The 19,018-nt window shown below is 53.8% G+C and carries 19 protein-coding genes and 1 tRNA gene; 4 read left to right on the top strand and 16 right to left on the bottom strand.

Features of this window, described 5'->3' with window-relative positions; translation table 11 throughout:
* Window positions 1-159: 159 nt before the first annotated feature.
* The 5 genes from SH449x_RS02685 to SH449x_RS02705 form a co-directional block, all read right to left on the bottom strand.
* Window positions 160-939: an SDR family NAD(P)-dependent oxidoreductase gene (locus SH449x_RS02685; protein WP_482379776.1), complete on the bottom strand. Its 780-nt coding sequence runs from the start codon at window positions 937-939 to the stop codon at window positions 160-162.
* Window positions 940-1,060: 121 nt separating this feature from the next.
* Window positions 1,061-1,450 carry a calmodulin-binding protein gene (locus SH449x_RS02690; protein ID WP_482379777.1) on the bottom strand — a complete coding sequence of 130 codons (390 nt, stop codon included), beginning with the start codon at window positions 1,448-1,450 and terminating at the stop codon, window positions 1,061-1,063.
* A 29-nt stretch (window positions 1,451-1,479) separates the two neighbouring features.
* Entirely contained in the window at window positions 1,480-2,973 is a 1,494-nt protein-coding gene (locus SH449x_RS02695) for an anti-sigma factor family protein (protein ID WP_482379778.1), read from the bottom strand.
* Window positions 2,970-3,563, bottom strand: coding sequence for an RNA polymerase sigma factor (locus SH449x_RS02700; RefSeq protein ID WP_482379779.1), 594 nt, complete (start codon window positions 3,561-3,563; stop codon window positions 2,970-2,972). Before SH449x_RS02700 ends, SH449x_RS02695 begins: the two co-directional genes overlap by 4 nt.
* A 66-nt stretch (window positions 3,564-3,629) precedes the next feature.
* On the bottom strand, window positions 3,630-3,962 hold the full coding sequence (locus SH449x_RS02705; RefSeq protein ID WP_482379780.1) for a hypothetical protein: 333 nt from the start codon (window positions 3,960-3,962) through the stop codon (window positions 3,630-3,632).
* A 302-nt stretch (window positions 3,963-4,264) separates the two neighbouring features.
* On the opposite strand from SH449x_RS02705, the gene SH449x_RS02710 reads away from it, so the two are divergent.
* Window positions 4,265-4,474, top strand: coding sequence for a hypothetical protein (locus SH449x_RS02710; RefSeq protein WP_482379781.1), 210 nt, complete (start codon window positions 4,265-4,267; stop codon window positions 4,472-4,474).
* A 90-nt stretch (window positions 4,475-4,564) separates the two neighbouring features.
* On the opposite strand, the gene SH449x_RS02715 is transcribed toward SH449x_RS02710, so the two are convergent.
* Window positions 4,565-5,470, bottom strand: a complete 906-nt coding sequence (locus SH449x_RS02715; protein WP_482379782.1) for a sugar phosphate isomerase/epimerase family protein — start codon at window positions 5,468-5,470, stop codon at window positions 4,565-4,567.
* Between the two features lie 109 nt (window positions 5,471-5,579).
* On the opposite strand from SH449x_RS02715, the gene SH449x_RS02720 reads away from it, so the two are divergent.
* Window positions 5,580-7,007 (top strand): succinylglutamate-semialdehyde dehydrogenase, encoded by a 1,428-nt coding sequence (locus tag SH449x_RS02720; protein ID WP_482379783.1) that lies wholly within the window; start codon window positions 5,580-5,582, stop codon window positions 7,005-7,007.
* Between the two features lie 18 nt (window positions 7,008-7,025).
* On the opposite strand, the gene SH449x_RS02725 is transcribed toward SH449x_RS02720, so the two are convergent.
* Both SH449x_RS02725 and SH449x_RS02730 read right to left on the bottom strand, forming a co-directional pair.
* Window positions 7,026-8,153, bottom strand: a complete 1,128-nt coding sequence (locus SH449x_RS02725) for an acyltransferase family protein (protein WP_482379784.1) — start codon at window positions 8,151-8,153, stop codon at window positions 7,026-7,028.
* Window positions 8,154-8,233: 80 nt separating this feature from the next.
* Entirely contained in the window at window positions 8,234-9,259 is a 1,026-nt protein-coding gene (locus SH449x_RS02730; RefSeq protein WP_482379785.1) for a lipid II:glycine glycyltransferase FemX, read from the bottom strand.
* Window positions 9,260-9,688: 429 nt separating this feature from the next.
* Between SH449x_RS02730 and SH449x_RS02735 the strand changes: the two genes are divergently transcribed.
* Both SH449x_RS02735 and SH449x_RS02740 read left to right on the top strand, forming a co-directional pair.
* Window positions 9,689-9,775, top strand: a tRNA-Ser gene (locus SH449x_RS02735).
* A gap of 88 nt (window positions 9,776-9,863) precedes the next feature.
* Window positions 9,864-10,037, top strand: coding sequence for a hypothetical protein (locus SH449x_RS02740; RefSeq protein ID WP_482379786.1), 174 nt, complete (start codon window positions 9,864-9,866; stop codon window positions 10,035-10,037).
* Window positions 10,038-10,060: 23 nt separating this feature from the next.
* Here SH449x_RS02740 and SH449x_RS02745 read toward each other — a convergent pair whose 3' ends face one another.
* Genes SH449x_RS02745 through SH449x_RS02780 form a run of 8 tightly spaced genes read right to left on the bottom strand, consistent with a single transcriptional unit; the run spans window position 10,061 to window position 18,998 of the window.
* Complete coding sequence (locus SH449x_RS02745; protein WP_482381801.1) at window positions 10,061-10,576, bottom strand: type I restriction enzyme endonuclease domain-containing protein; 516 nt, start codon at window positions 10,574-10,576, stop codon at window positions 10,061-10,063.
* 6 nt (window positions 10,577-10,582) lie between these two features.
* Entirely contained in the window at window positions 10,583-13,573 is a 2,991-nt protein-coding gene (locus tag SH449x_RS02750) for a type I restriction endonuclease subunit R (RefSeq protein ID WP_482379787.1), read from the bottom strand.
* The gene (locus SH449x_RS02755; RefSeq protein ID WP_482379788.1) at window positions 13,570-14,577 is read right to left on the bottom strand and encodes a virulence RhuM family protein; all 1,008 of its coding nucleotides are present in this window, start codon (window positions 14,575-14,577) and stop codon (window positions 13,570-13,572) included. The genes SH449x_RS02750 and SH449x_RS02755 overlap by 4 nt, the downstream gene beginning before the upstream one ends.
* Window positions 14,574-14,768 (bottom strand): hypothetical protein, encoded by a 195-nt coding sequence (locus SH449x_RS02760; protein ID WP_482379789.1) that lies wholly within the window; start codon window positions 14,766-14,768, stop codon window positions 14,574-14,576. The genes SH449x_RS02755 and SH449x_RS02760 overlap by 4 nt, the downstream gene beginning before the upstream one ends.
* Window positions 14,765-15,355 (bottom strand): hypothetical protein, encoded by a 591-nt coding sequence (locus tag SH449x_RS02765; protein ID WP_482379790.1) that lies wholly within the window; start codon window positions 15,353-15,355, stop codon window positions 14,765-14,767. Before SH449x_RS02765 ends, SH449x_RS02760 begins: the two co-directional genes overlap by 4 nt.
* A 27-nt stretch (window positions 15,356-15,382) precedes the next feature.
* Window positions 15,383-16,870, bottom strand: a complete 1,488-nt coding sequence (locus SH449x_RS02770; RefSeq protein ID WP_482379791.1) for an RNA-binding domain-containing protein — start codon at window positions 16,868-16,870, stop codon at window positions 15,383-15,385.
* On the bottom strand, window positions 16,867-17,511 hold the full coding sequence (locus tag SH449x_RS02775) for a DUF4062 domain-containing protein (RefSeq protein WP_482379792.1): 645 nt from the start codon (window positions 17,509-17,511) through the stop codon (window positions 16,867-16,869). The genes SH449x_RS02770 and SH449x_RS02775 overlap by 4 nt, the downstream gene beginning before the upstream one ends.
* A complete protein-coding gene (locus SH449x_RS02780; RefSeq protein WP_482379793.1) occupies window positions 17,508-18,998 on the bottom strand; it encodes a type I restriction-modification system subunit M in 1,491 nt (496 codons plus the stop codon). The genes SH449x_RS02775 and SH449x_RS02780 overlap by 4 nt, the downstream gene beginning before the upstream one ends.
* Window positions 18,999-19,018: the final 20 nt, after the last annotated feature.

A 19,018-nucleotide genomic window follows, 5' to 3' on the forward strand; every position in this document is an offset into this window, starting at 1 on the left:
CATCGACAATTCGGTGTCGGTACTGCAACAAGTCCCACCACGAAACCCAAGACCTGCCGAACACTTGCTCCCCTTGAGATTCGCCTTCGCTGGCGCAAACTCTTTTGGACTGCCTTTGTTGTCATTTAATGTTCATTAGTACGCCTATGACAGACTTGGCTATTGAGCAGTCCAGCCTCCATCGACTGTCAAACTGGTGCCAGTGACGAACGAGCTTGCACCTGAACAGAGGAAAAGTGCAGCCCCGCAAATCTCATCCAACTCCCCCCAACGCCCCATAGGAATTTTCGAAACAAAATTTTTGTATTGTTCCGGATCGTTGAGCAAAGGACGATTCATCTCGGTTGCAAACGGACCTGGACAGATGGCGTTCACGGTGACCCCGTCAGTGGCCCATTCCAAAGCCAACACCCTGGTCAGCCCTAACAAGCCTGCTTTGGAGGAGGCGTAGGGAGTTCTACCGGCGATACCAATGTAGGAAAGAATCGATCCAAAGTTCAGGATTCGCCCCCATTTGCGTTCGGCCATTGCAGGTCCGAATGCACGAGCCATCAAGAAAGGCCCCTTGAGATTCGCATCAACGACTTGGTCCCAATCCTCCACCGTGAGCGAGCTAACCGTTCCGCGTTTGTTGAGCCCCGCACTATTGAGCAGTATGTCAATGGCTCCGACCTGGGATGTGGCGTTCCTAAAAAGCTCGTCAACCGACGCTGGATCGGTGACGTCAGCCGCTAAAGCATAGGCTTTTTGATTGGTCTCGCGCTGGATTGCTTCTGCGGCAGCCTGACATGCCTCGATGCGCCGGCTGACAATCACCACCGACGCACCAGCCTGGGCTAACGCAGTCGCTATGGTTAACCCTAACCCCTGCGATCCGCCGGTTACAAGAGCTGTGCGGCCACTCAAACAGAACTGATCTAAAACGGATTTCCTTGACATAGTTTCAAGCCCTCAGCGCAACAAAAACACTGTGGAGACAATCGGCTCTCCACAGTGTGCGGGAATGTCAAATTCTCGAAGCAAATCTCAGAGGGAGCTCACTCTTCTACAAGGCGTGCTCCTAGAACACGTCGAGGATAAAGTGATGGCCGGAGTGGTAGCGTTGCGAAGTGGGATAGTAGTTCTCCCACTTGCGATTGTAGACGGGGATTTGCATCTCGGCTGGATAGCGATGATAGAGGCTATCAGCACTTCGAAAATACTCATTCCCCCAGAAGTTCTGTGGATAGTAAACGTAAGGATAGTGTTGGAAACGATTGTAATCTCGTTGACCATTCGTTCCTCCCCACATCCGACCGTAGGCTTGCTGCGGTTGTTGAGCGTGTGAGCATTCTGCTGCAACGAGTCCGATGCCGACACTCGCAACCGCTATCAAAAAGGCTTTGCGGACCATATTCCCCCCCAGGTAATTCTTTTCCAATTCTTGGTTCTCTCGAACAGAGGATTGCATCGGCTAAAGGAACAATCGGAATTGAACTATTATTCGTCACTACCGGAACTGGTGGATTCTTTTTTGATTTTGATGCGTATTCGCTTGAGCTTTTCGACCTCAGTCGTCGGTGCTTCCTGTGGCACAAAGCCCCCATATCCTGCACCCATGCCTCCATACCCGGCACCCATGCCCCCATTTCCAGCACCAAGGGAAGCGGCTGTTTTTGCCGAATCGTTAAACTCGACCTGTCCTCTCGTTCCGCCGTCCGATCGCATGGCTCGCGATTTGAGCGTCATAGGACTTGCTGAACCAGGGGCTGATGTTCTGCTGGAGCCACCGGTAGCTAGCGACTCGGAACGCAGCATGTCGCCACCACCGTAACCACCACCGTAACCACCGCTTTGTGGTGCGTCACCGGAGGCAAACAGGGTATCACTACTAACCTCCGCAGAGCGGGAGAATCGCCAAATCGAATCTTCCGAGCCGATCGTCGACTCCGCAACCATTTCGCGAACGGTCTCATCCTTGGCAGATTTTGGCACCTCTGCGGGAACCGACCCGACGGCGACCAAGACGCTTTCGTTGCCCAGGGCGGGATCTTGCTCTAGGGCAGCAAGTAGAACTGAGAACTGAGTCTCCGGCAGTTGCAGCTCAATCTCATCTTCGCTATCTGTAGCAAAGACTAGAATATTGTTAACCGCCGGACTGCCCGACCCTGCTACCGAGGCTACGACAGCAGCATCGGCTTCAGCAGCGTCGGAGGATGCGGCGACACGATCCGTTGCCTCGATCTCTTTGGCGAATGCATCCGGCTGTTTCTCGCTATTGACCACTAGAATGTTCCATTGCAGGGGCGTCTGCCCGTTCTCAACGGACTGGTTGCTGTTAAGCTTGCGAGTCAAAAAGCCAACGAAATCTTGTGCATTTTGAGACAGAGGTTCGCTGGGCATGCTCGCGTCCATCGAGTTGGTCATCGAGTTGGCCATCGCATTCCGCTGTGCAGAAAACGCCTCAGCCATCATCGGTGCAGCAGCCGCCGAAGGTGCCACATCTTCCGACGTACCCACTCCCCCAGTTTCATTTGCCGAAAACGATTCGATTTCAGACTCGACTCCCGATCGCTTCCTTGCATCAAAACCAGGTTCCATGGCGATCTGCATTCCACCGTCCCGAACACCATCTGCAAAGAATCGAACAGAAAGAAATACTAAGCAAACCGCAGCCAGGCTTGCCAGTAAGCCTAGCCATTTTCGATGCTTCCTGCTATCTCCTGCCGAGTTGTAGATCGCGACATGATCAGCTGACAGCTTGCTCGCAGGGGCCGACCACTCGGTACTTTGCAAGCTCCTGGACAAGGCCACCTCTTTGACCGCAGACGCAGCCACCAAAGAACGAACCGCCGCGAGCTCCCGAGCTAACTGCCGCAGCGCTGGCGAATCTTGAATCGCCGACTCGACAACTTCTGCTTCTTCGGCGGTCAGTTCTCCATCTACATAGGCCGAAACGAGTGACTCATCAAAGGGGATTTCGTTGTCTTTCATCGATTTCCTCCTTCTTGGACAGGAATAAGAGAACGCAGACCAGCGTTTTCGAAAAGCTGCTTTAGCTCCAACCTCGCGCGATGAAGCCGGCTTCGAACTGTACCAATCGGTATTTCCAACACGGCTGCAATTTCTGAGTAATCCATGCCGTCAATGTCTCTCATGCAGACGATCGCCCGTTGCTCCTCTGCCAGTCGATTAATGGCAGCCCTGACTGCATCGACGGTTTCGCGTTCTTCCAGTTGGCTCAATGGATTCTCGTTTTGGGCTGCACCAAGTGCTTCGACATCGGGGACGCTAAGATCCGATTTTCTGCTCTTTTGCTTGCGGAGGTGGTCGATGCTCGCGTTGTAGGCCAACCGTCTCAGCCAAGTAAAAAAGGAGGATCTGCCCTCAAAGGAGCCTAGCTTGCGAAAAGCAGCAACAAAAGTTTCCTGCGCGACGTCTTCAGCGTCCTGGTGATTGCGTAGTAGGGATAGTGTGAATTGAAAGAGGCGGTTTTGGTGCCTTTCCACGAGAAGTGCAAAACGGTGACTGTCTCCGCTTCGGATCAGCTCAATCACCTGCAAATCATCTAGTAATGGTTCCATAAACTCTAGACGGAATCCACATCGGTTCGGTTCCCCATTTTTCTGGCATCAGGACATAAGCCCGAATTATTCATGTAGGCCGGTCACAAGGTCGCTTTCATCATGCCGGAGCTCGATAACAGCCGCAGACTCGCTGGAAGCAAATGGGAATATACCACCAACCACCATACCACCCAAGCTTATCGTGTGAGCAAACCAGCATGTGTCGTTGCAAAGAATGGTCCGTAACGTCCCCCAAGCGACAATGATGAGAGCGGTAAAGTAGAATCGCTCCGCCACGCGTTGCCATTGTTCGTTTTCACTCGCCTTGGCAACCCACATCGCACCGACAGCAAGAAACGGAACGATCAGAGGAAAGGCATCTCCAATTGTCTCAAACCAAAACGGTGCGTAAGGCATATTCAGTCATCCTGACTTCAAAACGTATTGCCACAGTTCCTGCATTCCATGGTGACTGAATCCATTCAGCACTGGATGGCCTGCCCGGGTGGCCCGTTTGACCACCCAAAGGGATACTCCAGGATTTCTTTAATCAATTCAATAGGAAACTGGAAAAAAGTCGATACTTCTCGCTAATTGCTGCCCAAAACGAAGCTTTACCCTCCCAGCGGAGCGTTTGGGAGGGTCGGCAATCGAGCCTTAAGCGAGATTGCCGGGGAGGGCAGGACGCCGTCGATCCCGATCAGCGGGAAGTGCGCTCGATGGCAACATCGCGCAGCGACGCCAATAGTAGCGGTACGGGCGCGAGCCCTCCGATAGGGCTCCAGAACTCCCACCGCCCATCACTCTACACCGTTATCTCACTTACACAGTCATTTTGGGATTTCGTCGCCGAAGGCGACTCCGAGCTCGCTTCGCATTGCCCAGACTCACCGCACGGCTTGTACTACAACGCTAACATAACGTCCTAGGGACACCCCTGGTCGAAATCAAGCAAACGAACGCATTGCCGGCAGTTTTAGCCTCTGCCCTTTCCGCCTGCCAAGATGGATTGACCGCGCTCATTCCAAGGAACCGAGCAGATTCCTTAAGCCGCGAATGTTCTGGTCTAGACGTTCGCGGGCATCCTCCTGTGTATGATTGAGAATCCCAATAGGACCGGCATACCCAGAATCTCGAATGATGCGAAAGACTTCGTTGTCGCGATTTCCCTGGCCTATAGTCAGGATCTTCTTGCCGACTTGATCGCCGTTGGTTTCCATTCCATTGACGTTGAGAGCTAACAAATGCGGCTTGAGCAACTTCAAGACATCAGCCAGCCGTTCGAGCTGGTCATGAGCGTGGTGCAAGTTGTAAACAATTCCGACATTCGGACGATCGATGGCTTTTACGAGCCGAACCATATTCTCTGGTACCCCGAACCAGCCGCCATGGTTGTATAGCGCCAGCTTGCACCCGATCCGCTCGCCCGCCTCGGCGATCGGTCGAAGCCGGTTGACTTCGGCTTCGATAAATCGCATCTCGTCTTCGCTGGACATGTTGACATCGCCTCCCCCCATGACCCAAAGCTGAGGCGTGACCTTATGCTTTTCGAAAAGCGAAAGGGTCATCTTAGCTTCGTCGTTGAGATGCCCGGGAAACCACCAAGCAGTAAGCTCGATGTCGTGCTTCTTCAATGCGAGAATCTCTTCTTCGAAGGTTGGTACATGTTCCGCTCGATAGTCGTACGCAAACTTTGCAAGCCCCAATTCAGAAAGCATTTTTGCACGTTCCAGCGGCGGGCGATTAAAACTGTCGAACGGAACAATGCACCAAGCCATCAAGTTGTCTTGTCGAAACGGATCGTTAGACTTGGCAACCGCAGTCGCCTCAACCTGGGAGTATGCTGGTGCATGAAGTGAACATGCAAGGCAGAAAACGGCCACGATAACACGTGAGGTTTGCAAAAAAGAATGGGAAGAGTCCATGAGGTAGCAATATTCCGTGGGAGGGGTCGAGGTAGGTTTCGCGACAATTGCGGCATGATGGAATATAACATAAAGTCTGGTTTGGGTCTCGGAGGTAGGAAAGACACACATGACAAGCTTTATTCGTTTGAGTCCGGTTGATAGCCGCATTACGTGGCAAGGAGATTGGGCAACCCCAGATTCGGTGGATGCCTCGTTTGTAAAGAGCGTCGAGGCCTTCAAAAATTGGTCGCGAGTTCCTGTCGAGGAACGCATGGAATGCGCTCGGCGGTATGCGCTCGCGCTGGACCGAAACAAAGATGCGATCTCGCTAGCCATCACACTCGAAAGTGGTAAACCTCTGTGGGAGAGCCAGCAGGAGGTGGCTGCTGCCAAGAGCAAGGTTGAGAACGCTATCGATGCGTTGCTCACGCGACGATCCGATTGGAGTAGCCAAACACCGACTGCTCGGAATGTGATTCGTTATCAGCCGTTGGGGGCAGTTCTGGTTCTCGGGCCCTACAATCTGCCACTACATCTGCCCGGAGCCCACATCGTTCCGAGTTTGATTGCAGGCAACACGGTTATTTTTAAACCTAGTGAAAAGACACCTGCGGTCGGGGAGTGGATTGTCAAATGCTGGCAAGAAGCCGGTTTACCGGAAGGCTGTTTAGAGATGCTGCATGGCGCTGTCGAGGTGGCGAAACGAGTTGTTGACCAACGCGAACTGGCTGGTGTGTTTTTTACTGGGTCGCACCGAGGGGGATTGGCGCTTCATCGTCAACTAGCGGGCCGCCCCGATTGTTTGCTGGCGCTAGAAATGGGGGGCAATAATCCTCTGGTTGTCGATCGAGTGCGCGATGTCGACGCTGCGATTCAAGTCTTAGTGCAATCTTGCTACATAACCAGCGGGCAACGTTGCACCTGTGCAAGGCGGCTCATCTTGATCGAGTCTCACGAAAATCGCTTGTTGCTCGAGCGTTTTGCCAGCTCGCTGGCAAAGATTCGTGTCGGTAGTCCCTTGGGAACACCGGAACCGTTCATGGGTTGTCTGGTTTCGAGCGAAGCGTGTGATGAGATTTTGCAGGCGCAGAGACGGTACATCGAAAACGGTGGACGGTTGTTGGTCGAGAGTCGACGCGTTGAGAATTCCCCCAATAGCTTGACACCTGGGCTCGTGGAAATCGGTTGTGAACAGATGAATGACCAAGAGCATTTTGGCCCGCTAACAACAGCGGTATTCGTCAAGGATTTCGAAGAGGCGGTAAGAATTGCCAACCGAACTCAGTATGGGCTATCAGCAGGCCTTCTCTCGGATGAAGCAGCAAAGTTCCAAGAGTTCGTGTCATGCATTCGGGCTGGGATTGTAAATTGGAATAATCCCACAACAGGTGCGAGTGGCGTCATGCCGTTTGGTGGCGTTGGGGCAAGCGGAAATCACCGACCGAGCGGTTACTTTGCTGCGGACTATTGCAGCTATCCCAAGGCTTCGGTTCAAGTTAGTGAATTGAAGCCCCTTACGAATCTTCCTCCTGGGCTAGAGCATTTGACTTCGTAAAGGGGAGCAAATGCGTCTTCAACTCGAAAAACGCTTTCGAAGATTTAGAAACTTTGTCTCGAACAGGTACCAGGATCCCACACTCATCGCGTACGTCAGACAAAACATGGTAACCACATAGATCAGGGCACCGAGAATGGCGTTTCCCATCAGGTTAGTACACGACGCAGGAGAAATCCAATCTTTCATCAGAGGGATTAACGGCATTTGAAACACGTACATCGCATAGCTGAATTTTCCCAGCGATCGCAGGATGCGGTTTTCAAATAGACGCAATTCCCAATCATTCTTTTGGCTGGCTATTATAGACAAGAGTACCGCCGTGCCTGCCAGAGAGACAATCGTATATCGGATGGCCAAGTCGTTTTTGCCGAGCACCAATGTGCCCATAAATGCTAAACAGCATACGCAAACAAACCATCGCAATTGGGAGCGGGTCGGTTGGAATTGAACGGCCTGGTCTCTAGTTAAGATCACCGCAGCGGAACCGAGTAGCAAACCATCCATACGGAATAACGTAAAGGTCTTGGCAGTCTCATCCAGTTGCGTGGCGTAGACGAAACCAATTCGGCATAAAGCAAAGATCCCCATGCCGATGAGGCAAGCCTTGAACAACTGCTGCGGCTTTAAAAAGAGGACAATCATTGGCCAGATGAGATAGAATTGTTCTTCGATGGCCAGTGACCAGAAATGGTCAAAGGCCCCAAAGTGCCATTGGTTCGCCCAAGCGATCGATAGGTTCGTTGTATAGAGCCACAGATGGATTGGGTTGCCACTGATCTTTTTCTCCCCCTGTGCAGCTAGATCGAGGCCTAGAATAGGTAACAAAAACAAAAATAGCAGAAGCGCTCCGTAGTAGAGTGGAAAGATTCGAAGAGCCCGTCGAATATAAAAATGAGAGAAATAAGCTCTATGCTCTTTTCGGTCCAATAGGATTCCGGTAATCAAAAATCCAGAGAGCACAAAGAACAGATCGACGCCGGATGCTCCCAAGTAGAAAGCTTTGCTCGCAATGCCGCCAATAACGTCTTCAGTAAAGGAAACCTCGCCGAATCGATAGACCGTTACCATCAGCACCGCAAGCCCTCTGAATCCATCCAGTCCTAAGATTCGGTCTTGACTGGATAGTGCCGGTGGAGAGGACATGTTCTGAGATCGGATGGAGTGGTCAAAGAGAATAACAGGTTGAACTTTGTCACGGTTGGACCGTTCGTTTGGATAGGACGTTAGCTTGGATAGAGAGTCCAACGGCGCAAAACATGGAATGCAGCATTCGCTGCTTTCATTTTCCAAGGCGAGTAGATTTTGCGGTATCGCCCGTGATTAGTTCGTTCGCCACCAAACTTGGATTTAAACTTCCCTGGTCCATAATTCTCGCCTTCCCACCCTGCTCCCGCTAAGTCGAAAACTGCGTACCCCTCTTTCGCATAATGCTTAATTGCCTCCCAGAACACAAGCGTCATCGAGTGAACTCCCGGGATTCTCTTTGTCCCAGCATACCAACAAGTTACGCGGTCTTTGTACGCGAGAAAGCAGCCAGCAGAAACGGGCACTCCATCGTAGTAGGCAATTAATAAACGAACATAAGGTTGGCTTAGCTCGACGGCGACTGAGCGAAATAGAGATACATCGACAAGCGGGATTCGGGAGCGACGATAACTACTGACTAGCAGCTCGTAAAACTCGTCCAATCCTTTGCACAAATCCACCTCTTCGACGGTAACCCCTTTTCGAACGGCGGATCGAATGTTGTTACGGCGTTTGTCGCTCAAACCACGAAACAACACATTCTCGGGTTGATCGATCGCTAGTTCGTAGTTGATATAACCGAGTCGACGATAGTTGCAATCGGACAAAGGGTTGGAGAGCCCTGGCGAGGAAAAATTGGGTCTGACCTCGCAAAAGAGCGTATTGCGGCTCATCTCTTGATCATGATTCGCAATCAGCTTGCGGACGCCAGCGCGACCAAATTCATTGTCTAGATAAATGGGTTCAGCGTACATGATGGAGCGTGATGCCACCGCAGAAGCCATTTTCTGGAGTGTCGAGACCCTGACTGCAACCAATATTGCACAAAGGTTACCGTCAGGGGCCATAGCACCAATAGCGTAGGGACTATGGAGCTTGGTAGAGTTCTCGGCTCGAACCATAGCGGTGGAATGGAATATCGAACCTCGCGGATGAGATAGCACAAAGGCATCCCAATCTGCAATGTTTGTAATATCCTTAATGGCGATTGTTTCGTATTTCACTGGAAGCGTTCATTTGGGCAAAATGAAGCTGCCACTAGAGACATTCTCGGGCAGCCAAATCTCAGAACAGTTTAATCCAGAACCACACCAACGCAGCATAAGTTTCCGTTAATTTGCAAGGCAATCCTTTGCAATCGGTTGAAAACACGGTCACTGCGAATGATCTGCCGCGAACAGGGTGTAGAAGGTGGACATTTGTGATGAGCGAGGCCGTTTAGCCCGGACAACTTGGAAAGAAATAGGGAGAAGTCCAGGTTGCTCAGATTTAGACGCCCGGCTACAATCTGCACGCCTAATTGCCCTGGAAACACGCGATGCCAAGCGTTCTGAGGGCTTGTCAGAAACTGAGATCTCAGATTCCGATCATCGAGAGCAATTTGTTCCTGATGGAGCGTCGGCAGCGGCGGATTGTTATCTTGGATACACAAAGGATGGGTGGCAGAGCGGTTTAATGCACCGGTCTTGAAAACCGGAGACGTCGTAAGGCGTCCGTGGGTTCGAATCCCTCCCCATCCGCTTTTGTTTGGTTAACTGGGCAAATGACCAACGTGTTGGCCAATTGGGTGATGGTGTTTGTCGAATCCAATTTATAGTGGACGATATCATGACAACGATCCTGGAACGCCTTGTTGAGCCATTGGCTGAGTTTATGACAGTCGAATCCGCAGCCAAGATTGCTGCGCTGAGAGCCGATGAGGATTCGCAGCAACTTCTTGATCGATTGGCAGAAAAACGCGAACTTGGGAGTCATCACCTCGGACGAGCGAGCCGTGTATGATCGGTTGCTTGCTTGGTTTCATGTCATGACCGTTGTACAAGCTCGTGCTCGGCAGATTCTTCGAGCAAGCTGATAGGGATGCTGCTAGGGAGGCCCTCGCGTTTGAAGTTTGCGGAGATGTTGATCAGCCGCCCTGCTAAGCATCTACAATGCCAATATTGAGGCCGGTTCAACCAACTTGATGATCGACCCGCTAGGATCTGTGTCACGTCGTTTTGTCGCACCTCTTGGGTAGCGATGGCACGGTTGTGGTAGGCTTTGATCGTCTTTTTCAACTTCTCGGAAAAGACTGGACTCTGGACCAGATTACGCTTGGAGCGAACCTTCAATTCATCTTTTAGCAGCTTTTCCAGAAGCTCGGCAGCAACGTTCATGTGCTTGAGCCCGCGCACTTCCGCAAGAAACTCTTCACTCAGAAAGCTGATGTCCGGTTTGGGCAAGTCGTCAGCCGTTAAGACGTCGATCACCTGCCCTTCGGTCGTAATGGCTTTACTAACAAGCTGGCGAATCGCAGCGTCGATTTGTTCGGGGGGGGCCAGCCAAGGTCAATAATACTGCCGGATATAGCCGTATGCTTTATCAAAAAGCTCTTGGTCCGTGTGCAGTTTGTATTTTAGTAGGGCTCGCCGCAGGGCTTGTTGAACTTCGCGTTCCCCTTGAGTGGTCGTCTGCCAGCCATCGAAACGAACTTGCCTCACGATGGCATCAATATCCACCACAATCCGCTCAACAATGACGTGCGTGTTTTTTGTCTTCACCTCGTTGAAGAGTTCAGTCAGCGCGGCAATCGCCTGGTCCTTTTCTTCTTGTGGATCTGTCTGCTTCTCAGCTTCGACAGTGTCCTTGGCAATCTCAAGAATCGCCTTCAAGAACTCCAGGCTGTTGAGCAGACCTTGCTCGTGCTTCTCGCGAATCTTTTCTAGTCGCTCGCCGAGTTCCTTGAACTTGGGATTGCCGGCATGTTTACGCAGACGGGCGATAAGTTTGATTTCCACCTCACGCGCCTTCTTGTCCGGATTCGCATCTTTCAAGATGGCGTCGAGCACATCAGCATCGAGCACCAATGTATCGATGTCGTCGCGAACCGCTTCTACATGGACATTCTGGTTGATCAAATCAATCGTCTTCGCACCAAGGCGATGCCAAAGCAGTTTTCCGTTACCGCTCACGGGCTTAACGGATTCATAAACCTGCGTCAGCCACCTGTAATCCGTAGCATACGCACTCAGGCAGGGATCAGGCGACAAGGCTTCCCAAATGTTGCCGAGCACGGTGTATTCACCCGCGAATTTGTCTCGCACCGCGTTGTTGGGAAGGCATTGTTGAGCCTCCAGCAGACCTTCGTAGCCGCCGACCGTGCGATCCACGTTGGGGAAAAACGCGAGGCACTTTTGAACCTGCGTGGGCAAAGCCTTCCGCAATTCGTCGATGTTGCTGACCACCTGCTGCACAGCCTTCTCGTCGAAGTCCAGTGCCTGAGCAACATCGTCGAAGATCCCGATGTAGTCTACGATCAATCCGTGCGTCTTGGACTGGCCAAACGTGCGGTTCACCCGGCAGATCGCTTGCAGAAGATTGTGATCCCGCATCGGCTTGTCGAGATACATCACTTGCAAGATCGGCGCATCGAAGCCGGTCAATAGCTTGCTGGTCACGATGACGAACTTCAGCGGGTCCGCCGGATCGCGAAAGCGGTCGAGTAGTTTCTCCTCATCATCTTTTTCACGCAGATGGACCTTCCACTCCGGTGGGTCTTTTTGCGCACCGCTCATCACGATCGCGCTGGCATCGGGTCCGGCAATTTCGTCCATCGCTTTTTTATAGAGCACGCAACATTCACGATCGAAACACACCACCTGCGCCTTGAATCCGTTCGGCTCGACCTTGGTCTGGTAGTGCTTCACAATGTGCTCGACCACCGCCCTCACACGTTCTGGGTTCTTTACCAGCACGGCCATCTTGGCGGCTCGTTTAGCCAGGTCATCGCGGTCCTGCTCGCTCAGATTGTCGGTGATCGCCTTGTAGGCTTCATCAATTGCCGCTTGATTAATCTTCAGCTTCACCGTTGGCGCTTCGAAATGCAGCGGCAGCGTGGCCTTGTCGCGGATGCTGTCTTGAAAGGAATAGCGGCTCATGTAGCCCGCGCTGTCCTCGTCCGCGCCGAAGGCCCAGAAGGTATTGCGGTCCGCCCGGTTGATCGGTGTGCCGGTCAAGCCAAACAGAAAGGCATTGGGCAGCGCCTCGCGCATCTTGCGCCCGAGGTCCCCTTCCTGCGTGCGGTGCGCTTCGTCCACCATCACGATGATGTTCTTGCGGGCGTTCCACTCGCCAGTGGCCTCCCCGAACTTGTGAATCGTCGTGATCAGCACCTTGCGGACGTCCTGATTGATCAGCCGTTGCAGCTCCTGCCGGTCGCCCACGCCGACCATATTCGGCACGTCCGCCGCGTTGAAGGTGGCGCTGATTTGCGTGTCGAGGTCGATGCGGTCCACCACGATCATGACCGTGGGATTGCCTAGCTTGGGGTGCATGCGGAGCTTCTGCGCGGCGAAGACCATCAGCAGACTCTTGCCGCTGCCTTGAAAATGCCAGATGAGCCCCTTCTTCGGATACCCGGCCACCACGCGAGCAACGATCTTATTGGTCGTTTCGTATTGCTGGTAGCGGCAGATCACCTTGATGCGCCGGTGCTTTTTGTCCGTGGCGAAGAGGGTAAAATTTTGCAGGATGTCCAGCACCACGCCGGGCCGCATTAGACTTTCCACCGAGGCCCGCACATGGCGCAGCTCGCCTTCGTCCTGATTGTCGTCATCGCGCCACGGCCCCCAGAGATCGATCGGCATGCGGATGCTGCCGTAGCGCAGCAGTCGGCCTTCCGTGGCAAAGGAGAAGACGTTCGGCACAAACATGGCCGGGATCTCCTTCTCGTAGATCTCGTTCACCTGATACGCCCCGTCGAACCACGTCACCGCGCTGCGCGCCGGCGTCTTTGCTTCGCCGATTACCAGCGGCAGACCGTTCACCAGAAAGACCACGTCAAAGCGTTTCACGACGCTGCCCGTCTGGTAGATCCACTGGTTCGTTACCGTCAGCCGGTTCTTGGCGGGCTGGTTGAAATCGACCAACCGCACCGGCACATGCTCGCCGCTGGGGCCAAAGGGCATAGTCTTTTCCCCGCGCAGCCAGGCCATGAAGTTCTCGTTCGCGCGCACTAGGCCATCACCCTGCACGGAGAGCAGGATGGCCCGCAGCGCGTAGATCACCTCGTCCGCTCGGTCGGGTTGCGCGGCGATCTCGGGATTCACGGCAATGAGCGCTTCCCGCACCCACGGCTCGACCATCACCTCGCCCGGCTGACGCGGCAGCGCCGTCGCCGCCACGTAGGACCAGCGCGATGGCGTAAACTCCTCGCCCAACGAACCACTCCAGCCCGAAGGCAAGTTCTCGCGCACGGCGGAACTGCTCGCGCCGCTGCCGAGTGTGGTCGCGGCGTCGAGGATCATCTGCTCGACGGTGTTGGATTCGGTGAAGGTCATGGTTGGTCTTTGGTTGGCCCTTGGAGTCGTTTTACTTCGCGGTCGAAGTCCGAGAGGTATTCTGCGTCCTGGCGCTGGCGATAGACTTCAAACTCTCCTTCTGCTTTTAACTTGGCTTCCAGCGCGCTGATCTTGCCTTTGTCGGTCAAAATGGGATAGCCGGAGAGTTCCAGGAAGCTGTGCAGGAAGCTCACCCACTCGCTCATCCGCGTGGCGATCCCACGCTCCGCACGATTCTCCGCCAGATCGAGATAGGCGGAGACAATGCGGTTCAGCTCCTTCACATGAGCCTCGCTCAGGTAGTTTTTTGCCACCGTCACATCCGACTTTAAAATCTTGCCGTCCGGCGCGTGCTTCCACGTCGCTAGTCCCATAAAGACCTTGGTCGCGTCAGCCTGTGAGTAAATGAGTTCCGCCGCCGTCTGCCCAGTGATGGCCCAGTGCAGCTTGTTCTGCACCATGGCGAAAAAGTCCTTGGTGGTTGGAGCCTGGGCATCGTAGTCCACCGCCAGCGCGTAGAGGTCCGTGATCTTCTGGTAAAACCGCCGCTCACTGGCGCGGATCTCGCGGATGCGCTCCAGCAGCTCATCGAAGTAATCTTTGCCAAAGACCCGCTTCCCTTGTTTCAGCCGCTCGTCATCCAGCACGAATCCCTTGGTGATGAATTCCCGCAGCGTCTGAGTCGCCCAGATGCGGAATTGCGTGGCCTGATAGCTGTTCACTCGATAGCCCACGGCGATGATCGCATCGAGATTGTAGTACTTTGTGTCGTAAGATTTCCCGTCTTCGGCAGTATGTTCCAAAATGGAACACACTGAATTCTCGACCAATTCGCCGGTTGTAAATATATTTCTTAAGTGTTTTGTGATGGCGGGCCGCTGGACGCCAAACAGCTCGGCGATGGCTTTCTGCGTGAGCCAGACGGTTTCACTCTGAAAAAACACTTCGACCTTCACCGCGCCGTCTTTGCCGGTGTAGAGCAGAAATTTCCCCGGCTCGTTCATTTACAGCCCCCTTTCCATTCGGTGTCCACTACTATGCAGTTCCAGCGTAGTGGCTTGAACTCTTCGCCCAAGGAACCGCCCCAGCCCGCAAGAGGTTCCGCACGGACCACGGAACGGCTCGCGCCGCTGCCGAGGTTGGTCACGACTTCGAGGATCAACTGCTCGGCGGTGTTGGATTCGGTGAAAGTCATGAGGTAAGTGCGTTTATAAATGTCATTTGGAGTTCACCCAGTTTCCGGAGGTAGTGGCTCGCAGGTTTCACAACGATTCCGACCGTGATCCGGTCACAAGCATCAATAGCCTTTGCGTGCCATACTCGCTCATTCGCTTCAAAGATACTATCTGAGGCAGCACACGACACTTCTTTGATTGCAGCCAAGGTTTGCTCGAACTTCATAGACGCCTCATCCACCGCCCAGAGGACTTCGGCGATGCGGCGCTGCTGGTCGAGCGGCGCGAGGTCGAACTCGAAGCTGGCGAGGCTGCTCCAGTTGGTGCGGGGCGAGAGCGAACCGGCACTCGTCCCGACCGCCACATTCCCCCAGCTCAGCACATGCAGCGACCCCGGCTCCAAATGCTCCATTGCCACAAACCGCTCCAACCCAGCTTCCGCCGGATTGCAGGTCTCGTTGCAATTCGCCACCACGTCTCCAAAACGCACTCGCTGCCAGTCGCTGCAATCAAACAACGCGAGCTCGGCCCATTCGGGATTGGGTTTTAAATTTGCGAGGCTGGCTAAAGATCTCTGGCTGGCGTTATTTATGGTCATTGTGGGCATAGTAACGATCCTCATTCTCGGCTGACTTTACGATTTGGCTTTCGCGCGGACGGCTTTGCCACGGGGCGTGAGGCGGTAGCGTTGGTTCTTGCTGAAGGGCTTCTCGGGGATGGTGCGCTCGATGACTTTCACTTCCAGAGCGGGATTTAGGTAGACCTTCGAGAAACTATTCCGGTCTTTCAATCCAAGCAGTCCCATCAGCTCGTCCCGTGAATGATCTCTGTCCAAATGGGTCAGCAGAGCGAGAACCTGCGGGGTGACCTGCTGGGTGACCTGCTGTGTATCCTGCTGGGTATCCTGCTGGGTTTCCTGCTGGGTGTCCTGCTGGGTGTCTTCCGGGGCGACTTCCGGGGGAAAAAAAGTTAGGGTGACGCCACGACGGTCATCGGACTGCCACTGCGGGGTCGGCAGGCCGCTCTTTTCGCACTCTTGAACAATAAGCACGCTCCCCCGCCCCGCCTTTTCCATCAAGCCTCGCAAGTACAACACATGGGCGATGTCCGGGTTACGCAGCACCGAAATCTGCCCCGTAACCATGGTTTCGGCGGTCACTCCGGCGGGAAATGAGCCCGCGTTCCAGATCTCCAAGCGGCGGGGAAAGACGTGAATCGCTATTCCACCAGATGAACTCGAATAGTCGCGATGAGCGAAAGCATTAATCAAGGCTTCGCGAACAGCCATTTCCGGATACAGCGGGAGGTCTTGCCGCTTGGGGTTGCCTTTGGCGAATTTTGAAACCGTAGGCGTATTGCGAACAATAAACGCGTAGGCCTGCTCAAACATAGCCATCGCTGGCCCTTCAAACGACTTCATATCCGCAAATTTGTCACCAGCCTTGTCGGAGTTGTAGCAAATCGCCCTAACACGAATCTGCGGCAGACGCATTACAGGATTCTTCGTGAACAAGACATCGCCCCCATTCGTGAGGCGTCCGTACCGAGCGACCGAGAGATCTCCGAGTGTGCGGACTACGTCGGTGGTATCCTTGAAGTAGGCTCGCCCCACCTTCTGAGCATCCTCGACTGTCGCGCGGATTTCGTTGACGTCCAGATCCGAATCCAAATCCGCTAACGAGTGGCGGCGTTCCCAGCGAATAGGTTCGATATTCGATGCGAGAACCATTTCGCGGATCGCTTCGTTGGTGGCAATTTGCGTTCGTTCCCCATCGCGAACGTAAATCACATTCTTGTACGAATAGGGAGCGTCGCTCCCCCGCGGTACCTCAATGACAACAATTGCGCGGCCGTCCAGCTCTTGCCGCTGGATTGAAACCAAAGAGGATGGAGATAATTGTTCGTGCAGTTTTCGCTCAAAGGTGGTCAGTTGCTCATCCGGAACATCGAGTCCCGTAACCTTCTCGTCATCCGTAATACCGCACACGATATAGCCTCCTGACGAATTCAGAAAGCTGCTGACGATGCGCCCAATCGCATCAGGTCCTTTAAGATTGGACTTGAATTCGACCTGAGTTCCCTCTCCCAGCTTTAGCAAGGTCTTTATCTTTTCCGGTTTCATCGCTTTCCAGACCTTTCAAAGAGCGGCGCACCGTCGCCAAGCTTTTCCCTAACAAAGGCTTCAATCTCTTGATAGCGGTAGAACTGCGATACAACATACAGCCCAGCGTCGGAGGGATCGTGGAATTTCTGTACCCAATTCCCTACGCGTTCTGGCAACGGTAATTGGTCGAATGTCGCTTCTTCGTACATATCAATCAAACGCAAATCTTCGAGGATGTCGGACCGTTTAAGGGACAATGACTTGCGACCTTCTATACCTTTATGACCAATTTTCTCGAATAATGTTCGGGCAATTAGGATATTCGCATGGGCCAGCAGCCAACGAGGTTTCTTAAGCTTAATCGCCTCTCGTAGTTCCAGGTGAGAAATGGAAATGGATGCAGGATCGTTCTTGTCGATGCCTGAGCCGTACCGGGTTCCGATGATGCCGAGAAAGATATTTGCCCGCCGGACTCCTTCCAAACAGTTTTCGAATGCCGATCGATTTGAAGAAACAGGAAGCGTTCCTTTGTGCGACATCCAGACTTCGTAGTATCCCGATCCCGCAAGAATGTCATAAACTCGATCGAGCGTATCCTCGCTTCCGTATACCGTTGACGAGACCATGATCGTTAGTTTTTTTGGCTTGACTTTGCTCATTGGCTACCTCCATTGAGCAGTTTATCAATCGCACGCCGAACTTCGATTGAACTTTGCAGCCAGCCTGCGAGCGCATTGGGCAATGCCGTGGTAGCTGTCGCGGCGACAGCGTCGGCTTGCGTCTGTGTTTCTCCGCCGACATACAGCGGGATGCTCAGGTTCCCCTCTTTCGCTCGGATTTCCTCAATGGGCACGACGCGGGTGAAGCCGGACTGGTCTTTGAAACTCCGATACGCGCGGACGACGCGATTCAGGTGCTCCTCCGTCAGAAAGCTCTGGGCTCGCTCGCGGGTGACTTCGTTCACCGCGTTGATGAACAGGATTTTCCCACGCCGAGCTTTGGGTTTCTGCGTGCGAAAGACAACGACGCAGGCCTCCATGGGGGAGTTGTAAAAGAGGTTCGGACCGAGGCCGAGGACGCACTCGATGAGGTCGGCATCGATCAGCTTGCGGCGCATGTCTGCCTCCTCCTTCCGGAAGAGGACGCCGTGCGGCCAAAGGACGGCGCAGCGGCCGGACTTGGGCTTGAGGCTTTGCAGGATGTGCTGCTGGAAGGCGTAATCGGCGCGGCCCTGAGGCGGCGTGCCGTAGAGATTACGTCCCCACGGGTCGGTGGCGAAGGCCTCGCGGTTCCACTGCTTGATGGAGTAGGGCGGATTGGCCAGTACGACATCGAAGCGTTGGAGACGGTCGCCTTCGACAAGTTTCGGCTCGGCCAGGGTGTCGCCACGCTCGATGCGGAAGTCTTCGATGCCGTGAAGGAAGCAGTTCATTCGGGCGATGGAGGAAGTCATCAAATTTCGCTCCTGGCCGTAGAGCTTCACGTTCCGCCATTCCTTTTTCTGGTTCCGCAGGTGGGAGATGCAGGAAAGCAACATGCCGCCGGAGCCGCAGGTGGGAACATAGACAGACTCGCCGGGCTGCACGTCAAGCATCTCGGTCATCAGGTGGACGACGGTGCGGTTGGTGTAAAACTCGGCGGCCGTGTGGCCGGAGTCATCGGCGAACTTCTTAATGAGGTACTCGTAGCCTTGGCCCAATTCGTCTTCAGGAAGATTGGCGACCGTGAGTTCCAGCGTGGAGAAATGCTCGATGAGGTCGCGCAGCATGGCATCGGAAAGGCGGTCTTTGTTGGTCCACTGAGAGTCACCAAAAATCCCGTACAGCGTGTGCGGATTGGCCTGTTCAATGCCCCGCATCGCAGTTTGCAGAGCTTGGCCGACATTGGTGGCCACCTTCCGAACGTCGGCCCAGTGGCAGTTCTCGGGAATCTGAAAGCCGTAGTTCTCAGGGAACAGCGCCGACTCCTCATCGCCCTCGTACATCTTAAGCGCGGCGGCGTGTTCCTCGTCATGTACATCCGAGATACGCTTGAAAAAGAGCAGCGGAAACACATAAGACTTGAAGTCTGCTGCATCGACCGGACCACGCAGGATATTGGCCGATTCCCAGAGATGCGATTCGAGTTGTGAGAGGGTTATACTCATCGGGTTTCCGGGACGAAGTC

It is taken from the genome of Brakhagea baltica (genome assembly GCF_052161605.1).
Taxonomy (GTDB): Bacteria; Planctomycetota; Planctomycetia; order Pirellulales; family Pirellulaceae; genus JBKCUI01.

Bases quoted from the DNA above. Each gene is read 5' to 3' on its own strand.
- SH449x_RS02700 (WP_482379779.1), bottom strand. From the start codon at position 3,563: ATGGAACCATTACTAGATGATTTGCAGGTGATTGAGCTGATCCGAAGC.
- SH449x_RS02705 (WP_482379780.1), bottom strand. From the start codon at position 3,962: ATGCCTTACGCACCGTTTTGGTTTGAGACAATTGGAGATGCCTTTCCT.
- SH449x_RS02695 (WP_482379778.1), bottom strand. From the start codon at position 2,973: ATGAAAGACAACGAAATCCCCTTTGATGAGTCACTCGTTTCGGCCTAT.
- SH449x_RS02765 (WP_482379790.1), bottom strand. From the start codon at position 15,355: ATGCCCACAATGACCATAAATAACGCCAGCCAGAGATCTTTAGCCAGC.
- SH449x_RS02760 (WP_482379789.1), bottom strand. From the start codon at position 14,768: ATGACTTTCACCGAATCCAACACCGCCGAGCAGTTGATCCTCGAAGTC.
- SH449x_RS02755 (WP_482379788.1), bottom strand. From the start codon at position 14,577: ATGAACGAGCCGGGGAAATTTCTGCTCTACACCGGCAAAGACGGCGCG.
- SH449x_RS02725 (WP_482379784.1), bottom strand. From the start codon at position 8,153: ATGTCCTCTCCACCGGCACTATCCAGTCAAGACCGAATCTTAGGACTG.
- SH449x_RS02710 (WP_482379781.1), top strand. From the start codon at position 4,265: ATGGCAACATCGCGCAGCGACGCCAATAGTAGCGGTACGGGCGCGAGC.
- SH449x_RS02740 (WP_482379786.1), top strand. From the start codon at position 9,864: ATGACAACGATCCTGGAACGCCTTGTTGAGCCATTGGCTGAGTTTATG.
- SH449x_RS02690 (WP_482379777.1), bottom strand. From the start codon at position 1,450: ATGCAATCCTCTGTTCGAGAGAACCAAGAATTGGAAAAGAATTACCTG.
- SH449x_RS02685 (WP_482379776.1), bottom strand. From the start codon at position 939: ATGTCAAGGAAATCCGTTTTAGATCAGTTCTGTTTGAGTGGCCGCACA.
- SH449x_RS02720 (WP_482379783.1), top strand. From the start codon at position 5,580: ATGACAAGCTTTATTCGTTTGAGTCCGGTTGATAGCCGCATTACGTGG.
- SH449x_RS02775 (WP_482379792.1), bottom strand. From the start codon at position 17,511: ATGAGCAAAGTCAAGCCAAAAAAACTAACGATCATGGTCTCGTCAACG.
- SH449x_RS02715 (WP_482379782.1), bottom strand. From the start codon at position 5,470: ATGGACTCTTCCCATTCTTTTTTGCAAACCTCACGTGTTATCGTGGCC.
- SH449x_RS02750 (WP_482379787.1), bottom strand. From the start codon at position 13,573: ATGACCTTCACCGAATCCAACACCGTCGAGCAGATGATCCTCGACGCC.
- SH449x_RS02770 (WP_482379791.1), bottom strand. From the start codon at position 16,870: ATGAAACCGGAAAAGATAAAGACCTTGCTAAAGCTGGGAGAGGGAACT.
- SH449x_RS02780 (WP_482379793.1), bottom strand. From the start codon at position 18,998: ATGAGTATAACCCTCTCACAACTCGAATCGCATCTCTGGGAATCGGCC.